General features: G+C 57.9%; 1 protein-coding gene. It reads left to right on the top strand.

The annotated features are described in order from the left end of the window. Window positions 1-50 precede the first annotated feature (50 nt). Window positions 51-1,274, top strand: a complete 1,224-nt coding sequence (locus EWE75_RS24565; RefSeq protein WP_130160630.1) for an IS701 family transposase — start codon at window positions 51-53, stop codon at window positions 1,272-1,274. Window positions 1,275-1,434: the final 160 nt, after the last annotated feature.

Below are 1,434 nucleotides of genomic sequence, written 5' to 3'. Positions count from 1 at the left end.
GCTAACATTACAGTTGCGCTTTATTGAAAACTCTGAATCAATAGGTCTCCATGGTATGGAGGTCATGGATGACGGGTGCATCGATCGAGACGACGCTGGAACTGTGGGCATCCGGTTTGCGCGACGCAAAGACGCGCATGCGGGCCGTTTTCAAGCAAGCTCGGGTTGCAGCGTCGGCTGGGTTGTTTTTGGACGGTCTGCTTGGTGACGCTCGCCGCAAGACCGGCTGGATGCGGGCAGAATTGGCAGGCGATCCAGGTCCGTGGCGCCAACAAGCACTTCTTGGTCGGGCGCACTGGGATGCGGACGCGCTTCGCGACGTCGTGCGTGACTACGCGCTGGAAGTCCTGTCAGACGACGATGCCGTTCTGGTTATTGATGAGACGGGTTTCCTGAAACAGGGGAAAGGGTCTTGTGGGGTTCATCGTCAATATACGGGATCTGCGGGAAAGATAACGAACTGCCAGATCGGTGTGTTTGCGGCCTATGTGTCGCGCCATGGCCATGCTCTTATTGATCGGGCGCTTTATCTGCCGGAGGTCTGGACGAATGATACCGAGCGGATGAAGCGTGCATCCGTTCCGGAAGGTGCGGAATTCGCAACCAAGCCACAGCTTGCCGTGGAGATGATCAAGCGCGCCATTGCCGCGCAGGTTCCGTTCCGGTGGGTTGCGGCCGATAGCGTTTATGGGGTCGGCACCGTCGAGAAAGTCCTGCGGCGCGAGGGTATTGGCTACGTCCTGGGCGTGCGTTCAGATTACCGCTTCATCGCCCAGATCGAGCACCCGTCGCTTGATGCCGTCATCCAGGAAGACGCGGCGGATGCAGACCCTACAGGGTGGATTCGACTTTCGGCGGGGGACGGTACCAAAGGCCCGCGACTGCACGACTGGAGCTATCATCAGCTCGGCGACGTCGATCCCGAAGACTATGATGCCGAGTGGGAGGGGCAATGGACCCGCGGCCTGCTTCTCCGCCGAAACATCAACGATGGCGACATCGCCTATTTCAGCACATGGTGTCCAAAGGGCACGACACTTCACACTCTCGTCGCCGTTGAAGGCCGGCGGTGGGCCATTGAGGATAGTTTCGAGACCACGAAAAATGAACTGGGACTCGATCACAACGAGACCCGATCCTGGCACGGCTGGTATCGTCATGTATCTCTGGTCATGCTCGCCTTTGCCATGGTCACAACCATTCGGCACAAAGCCAATACCGGCGCCGAAAAAAAGCTGCCCAAATTGCCCAAGGCTCTTGCGAAAAGCCGTTAATCCGCTGGTCGGTACAAGAGATCAGGCACATTGCCAGCCGGCTTGGCCAGCGAGATATCCGGCCGGCGCACTTCATCGCATGGTCTCTATGGCGACGCGCACATCAGGCTGCGGCGCAACAGGCTCACTTTAAGATCAAACGGCAACTGTAATGTTAGTG

The organism is Sphingomonas populi (assembly GCF_004208535.1).
Taxonomy (GTDB): Bacteria; Pseudomonadota; Alphaproteobacteria; order Sphingomonadales; family Sphingomonadaceae; genus Sphingomonas; species Sphingomonas populi.
The sequence above is the reverse complement of the archived record's forward strand: the minus strand, read 5'-3'. Positions and strand labels throughout refer to the sequence as shown.

Excerpts from the sequence above, each read along its gene's own strand:
- EWE75_RS24565 (WP_130160630.1), top strand. The coding sequence starts at position 51 with ATGGTATGGAGGTCATGGATGACGGGTGCATCGATCGAGACGACGCTG.